Origin of the sequence: Nocardiopsis sp. NPDC058631, assembly GCF_042716955.1 — a bacterium.
In the GTDB taxonomy this organism is placed as follows: Bacteria; Actinomycetota; Actinomycetes; order Streptosporangiales; family Streptosporangiaceae; genus Nocardiopsis.
This window is the reverse complement of the sequence record NZ_JBHXQY010000184.1, coordinates 1-4690: the sequence shown is the minus strand read 5'-3', so window position 1 is coordinate 4690 and position 4690 is coordinate 1. Positions and strand designations below refer to the sequence as shown.

7 protein-coding genes are annotated in these 4690 nt (G+C 73.1%); 2 read left to right on the top strand and 5 right to left on the bottom strand.

Annotation, left to right across the window (positions count from 1 at the left end; genetic code table 11):
- Nucleotides 1–36 precede the first annotated feature (36 nt).
- The gene (locus ACFWTE_RS29730; RefSeq protein WP_378783261.1) at nt 37–447 is read right to left on the bottom strand and encodes a VOC family protein; all 411 of its coding nucleotides are present in this window, start codon (nt 445–447) and stop codon (nt 37–39) included.
- A 20-nt stretch (nt 448–467) separates the two neighbouring features.
- Nucleotides 468–902, bottom strand: coding sequence for a helix-turn-helix transcriptional regulator (locus tag ACFWTE_RS29725; RefSeq protein WP_378783260.1), 435 nt, complete (start codon nt 900–902; stop codon nt 468–470).
- Between the two features lie 120 nt (nt 903–1022).
- Between ACFWTE_RS29725 and ACFWTE_RS29720 the strand changes: the two genes are divergently transcribed.
- Nucleotides 1023–1487: a DUF1801 domain-containing protein gene (locus ACFWTE_RS29720; protein ID WP_378783258.1), complete on the top strand. Its 465-nt coding sequence runs from the start codon at nt 1023–1025 to the stop codon at nt 1485–1487.
- A 6-nt stretch (nt 1488–1493) separates the two neighbouring features.
- Here the strand turns inward: ACFWTE_RS29720 and ACFWTE_RS29715 are convergent, their stop codons facing one another.
- Complete coding sequence (locus tag ACFWTE_RS29715; protein ID WP_378783256.1) at nt 1494–1871, bottom strand: hypothetical protein; 378 nt, start codon at nt 1869–1871, stop codon at nt 1494–1496.
- Nucleotides 1872–2423: 552 nt separating this feature from the next.
- Between ACFWTE_RS29715 and ACFWTE_RS29710 the strand changes: the two genes are divergently transcribed.
- Nucleotides 2424–2954, top strand: a complete 531-nt coding sequence (locus ACFWTE_RS29710) for a DinB family protein (protein ID WP_378783254.1) — start codon at nt 2424–2426, stop codon at nt 2952–2954.
- Nucleotides 2955–3032: 78 nt separating this feature from the next.
- Here the strand turns inward: ACFWTE_RS29710 and ACFWTE_RS29705 are convergent, their stop codons facing one another.
- Together ACFWTE_RS29705 and ACFWTE_RS29700 are read right to left on the bottom strand one after the other, a co-directional pair.
- Entirely contained in the window at nt 3033–3533 is a 501-nt protein-coding gene (locus ACFWTE_RS29705) for a metallophosphoesterase family protein (RefSeq protein ID WP_378783252.1), read from the bottom strand.
- A 38-nt stretch (nt 3534–3571) separates the two neighbouring features.
- Nucleotides 3572–4339, bottom strand: a complete 768-nt coding sequence (locus ACFWTE_RS29700) for an enoyl-CoA hydratase/isomerase family protein (RefSeq protein ID WP_378783250.1) — start codon at nt 4337–4339, stop codon at nt 3572–3574.
- Nucleotides 4340–4690 lie beyond the last annotated feature (351 nt).

The following is a 4690-nucleotide window of genomic DNA, read 5'->3' as shown; positions in this document are numbered from 1 at the left end:
GCCAGGGCCGGTGGCGGCCGGCCCGGGCGGCCACGGTCAGGTGAGCTGGTTGATACGGATGAGGTTGCCGGCCGGGTCGCGGAAGGCGCAGTCGCGGACCCCGTAGTCCTGGTCGACGGGCTCCTGGACCACATCCGCGTCCGCGGCCTCCAGACGCTGGAAGAGGCCGTCGAGGTCGTCGCTGGCCAGGGTGATCGCGGCGTAGGAACCCTTGGCGATCAGCTCCAGGATGGTGCGGCGCTCGTCCTCGGTCACGCCGGGGTCGGCGGCCGGCGGGTGCAACACGATGGAGGTTCCGGGCTGCCCGACCGGCCCGACGGTGATCCAGCGCATGTCCTCGTAGCCGACGTCGTTGCGGACCTCGAACCCGAGGGTGTCGCGGTAGAAGGCCAGGGCGGCCTCGGCGTCGGTGTGCGGCAGGAAGGCGTAGTGAATGGTGAGGTTCATGCCCCTCACGCTAGGGACCACTAGGTGGTGCGCGCTTCTTGATTCCTGACCGGTCTGGTCACCTGTTTGGCAAGACAGGGCGGGATGCCCGCCGCCGCCTGCGAGTGGTCGCGGCGGTAGACGCTCGGCGGCACACCGACCAGTTCGGTGAACCGCGTGCTGAACGTCCCCAGCGAGGACGAGCCCACCGCGAAGCAGACCTCGGTGACGCTGAGGTCGCCGCGGCGCAGCAGCGTCATCGCCCGTTCGATCCGCCGGGTCATCAGGTACGAGTACGGCGACTCCCCGTAGACGCGGCGGAACTCCCTGCTCAGGTGCCCGACCGACATGTGCGCCCCGCGCGCCAGCGCTTCGAGGTTGAGCGGCTCGGCGTACTCGCGATCGATCCGGTCGCGGACACGGCGGATGACCGCGATGTCACGCAACCGCTGCTTGTGCACATCCCTGTCAGCCATGGGCCCCATGGTCCCACGCCGCGCCCGGGGGCGGCGGTCACGAATCGAGAAGCCCCGGGAGCCCGGCGGGGCTAACGTGACGGACACATCACACCGGTCACGAACAGGAGGGTGTCGACCATGGGCACGGACGCCGCGGGGAAGGGCAACGGGGAGTCGCAGGGTTTCTCCGAGCAGGAGCGTGCCGCCATGAGGGAACGCGCGGCCGAGCTGAGGAGGGAGTCGGGTCGCGGTCGCGGCAGCAAGGCCGCCACCGCAGAACTCGACGTGCTGTCGAAGATCGCCGAGATGGAGGCGTCCGACCGCGCGGTGGCCGAACGCGTCCACGCCATCGTCACCGCCAACGCACCGGAGCTGGCGCCGAAGCTGTGGTACGGGCAGCCGGCCTACGCCAGGAAGGGAAAGGTGGTCTGCTTCTTCCGCAGCGGGCAGGCGGACAAGGAGCGCTACTCGTCGTTCGGATTCACCACCGAGGCGAACCTCGACGATCCCGGCGGCCTGTGGCCGACCTCGTACGCGCTGACCGCGTTGTCCGGGGAGGCCGAGGAGGCGGTGGCCGCCCTGGTCAGGCAGGCCGTGAGCTGAGGCCCACTACACATGCGTGGGGTAGAGGTGGAGCTCCGCGGCGGTGAGGCGGACCCAGGCCCCGGCGGAGGGCCTGGGGTCGCCCGCCTCGACAAGGAGCAGCCCGCCGCCCACCCGCAGGACCACGACAGTGTCCGGGCCGTCGCCGACCTCCTCGACGCGCCCCGCGACCAGGACCGCCCCAGAACCATCCGGAACGTCCTCGACCCGGTCGCGGCCGGGTTCACAGGAACCGAACTCGACCGTCTCGGGGATGTCCAGTTCGACATCGTGCTCCCCGATCCCGGGCGGCTCGGGTCCCTCCCAACGGCCGATGGCCGATCCGGCCGCGCACCGGAACCGGACCATCGGCGCGTCATCGGCCTCGGTCACCGCGATCCGCATCCGTCCCCCGCTCCCCTGCTCCGTCTCTCCCGGCCCAGTTCCCCCACAGGACGGACCGCCGTGCCCGATCTCGCGGGGCCGGACGTCCCGCAGGTCGGGCTCGGCCTGGTCAGCTCCGTCCGGCCCGTGGACGACGTGAGGAGTTGACGTTACGCCAACCGCAAGCCGGAAGTCGGTCCGGTCCGGCGGCACTGCCGCGAGGGGGTGGGGCGGCGGTGGCAGAAAGGCCCCGAAGACGCTTTGGGGGGAGGGGACGCCTCCTCAGCGCCTTCGGGGTGTCTGGCGGCCTGGGCGGGCAGGCCCGGGCTCCGGGTGTCGGGCCCGCTGGGGTTCTACCCGGGCAACTACCCAAAGCATCCACCATGTGGCCCTCGGTGTCTTTATCTGGCATTCCAGGTCGTCCGTGCGAGGTCGGTCCGGGTCGGTCACCGCCCCGGGCCGCGGTGCCGGTACGCGCGGTCACAGCCCCTGTCCGGCGCTGCGGTCCGGCCTCGAAGCCCGGCAGCGGAAAAGCGCTTCGGTCCGGCGGGGGTCCTGTGCCAGGGTGTCCCCATGCCCGAGACACCCCGCGAACTGCTGCGCTGGCAGTTCGACCTCACCTGGTCGTTGTTCGAGTACCACCTGGAGCGCCTGGAGCCCGGCGACTTCCTCTGGGAGCCCGGTCCCCTCTGCTGGACCGTCCGGCCCGGGGAGGACGGCGTGTGGGTCCCGGACTGGGCGGACACCGAACCCGACCCCGTGCCCGCGCCCACCGCCGCCTGGGTCAGCTGGCACATCGGCTGGTGGTGGTCGGTGACCCTCGACCACCTGCGGGGGCGCACCCCGCGTGAGCGGGAGGAGGTGGTCTGGCCCGGCGCGGACGAGGCGGTCGCGTGGCTGCGCGGCCTGCGCTCGGAGTGGCTGGAGGTGTTGGAAGGGCTGACAGCGGACGGTCTGGACGCGCCCGCGCCCTTCCCCTGGCCGTCCGGCTCCGGACTGACCGTCGCGCACACGACGGCCTGGGTCAACGCCGAGCTGATGAAGAACGCCGCCGAGATCGGGCAGCTGCGCCTGCTCCGCGCCACCGAGCCCGCGGTGGACTGACGGAAGGGTCCACCGCGCCGGCACCGGCCACGGGTACAGGATCACCGCGCCCCACGGGCCCGGTCGGGCAGGCCCGGCTCAGGCGGACCCGATGCGGTGCAGCCGGACGCCGGCCAGGACCCCGTCCGCGGCCTCGACCGTCATGTAGGTGTGGTGCGGCTGGCGGCGGCGGTCCGTGGGCGACCCCGGGTTGAGCAGCCGCAGCCCGCTGCCGGCGCTCGTGTCCCAGGGGATGTGGGAGTGGCCGAAGACGAGGACGTCCGTGTCGGGGAAGCGCTCGGCGCACCGCTTCTCCCGCCCCGGCGCCTGCCCCGTCTCGTGGACGACCGCGAACCGGACACCGCCGAGAGTCTCCCGTGCCACCTCGGGGAGGCGCTCCCGCAGTTCGGGGCCGTCGTTGTTGCCGTACACGCCCACGACCCGCGCGGCACGCTCCTCCAGGGCGTCCAGCGCGCCGGGGACGCACCAGTCCCCCGCGTGGATCACCGCGTCGGCACGCTCGACCTGCGCCCACACCTGCGGTGGCAGGTCGCGGGCGCGCTTGGGCAGATGGGTGTCGGAGATGATGAGCAGGCGCATGGCACGCCAGGGTAGCCGTCCGCGACCCGCGGCGGGTTCTACCTCCCGGTGAAGACGGGTGCGGTCCGCGTCAGGGACGCCTCGATACCGGCCGCGCTGTCGCGGGTCGCCAGCAGCCGCGTCTGCTCGGTGACCTCGCGTTCCATGGCCGCCCGGACCTCGTCCAGGTACCCGGCGCGCAGGGTCTCCCTCATCGATCGCACGGCCAGCGGGGCGCTGACGGCGATCTCGTGCGCGAGCTCCACGGCGGCCTTTTGCACCTGGCCGTCCTCGACCAGCCGGTCGGCGAGGCCGAGGGCGAGTGCCCTCTCCCCGGTGACCCGTCGCGCGGTGTACAGCATCTCGGCGGCGCCCTGGGCCCCGATGATGCGGGGCAGGGAGGCGCTGAGGCCGAACCCCTGGTGGATGCCGAGCACGCCGAAGTTGGCGTGGAACCTGGTCGAGGGCGCGGCGACGCGGAAGTCGGCGGCGCACGCCACCCCGAGGCCGCCTCCCACGGCCGCGCCCTGCACTGCGGCGACCACGGGCACGGGGACGGAGAACAGGCGCAGTCCCTCGGCGTAGATGGCCTTCAGTGAGGCGTCCGGGTCGGGGCCGACACCCTCGCCGCCGAAGTCCACCCCGGCGCAGAAGTGCCTGCCCTCGGAGCACAGGACGATGGCGCGGCACCCGCGTGTGTGTGCCAGTTCGGCCGCGGCGTCCCCGAGGTCGCGGAGGAGCGTCAGGTCGAAGTGGTTGTGGGGCGGGCGCCGGAACTCCAGGACGCCGACGTGGCCGTCCACGCTCACGGACAGGTCGTCACTCACGGGTGCCCTCCCGGGGCCGGTCGGTGCGGGGCGCGGCCGGCCGCGTCGACCGACCGGCTCACCCCGGGTACGCGGTAGTTCTACCACCCGGGGGTCCCGTTCCCGTCGGCCGGGCCGGACGGTCGTTCACCGGCACCGGTGCGGCGCACGCCTCGTGGGGATCTCCGCTCGGTGGAGCTCGTCCCGGTCGGCGCCACCGGCGACGTGCCGGACGGGTCCCGGGTGTCGCGGGCAGCGCTGCTGCGCCGTGGTGCCGGTCGAAGGACGCGGCCTGTCCCGCGACACTGACGCGCCCGACGTGCGCGGTGTTCGCCGACGCGTTCCTGCGGGCCGCCGCGACCCCGCCGGAGT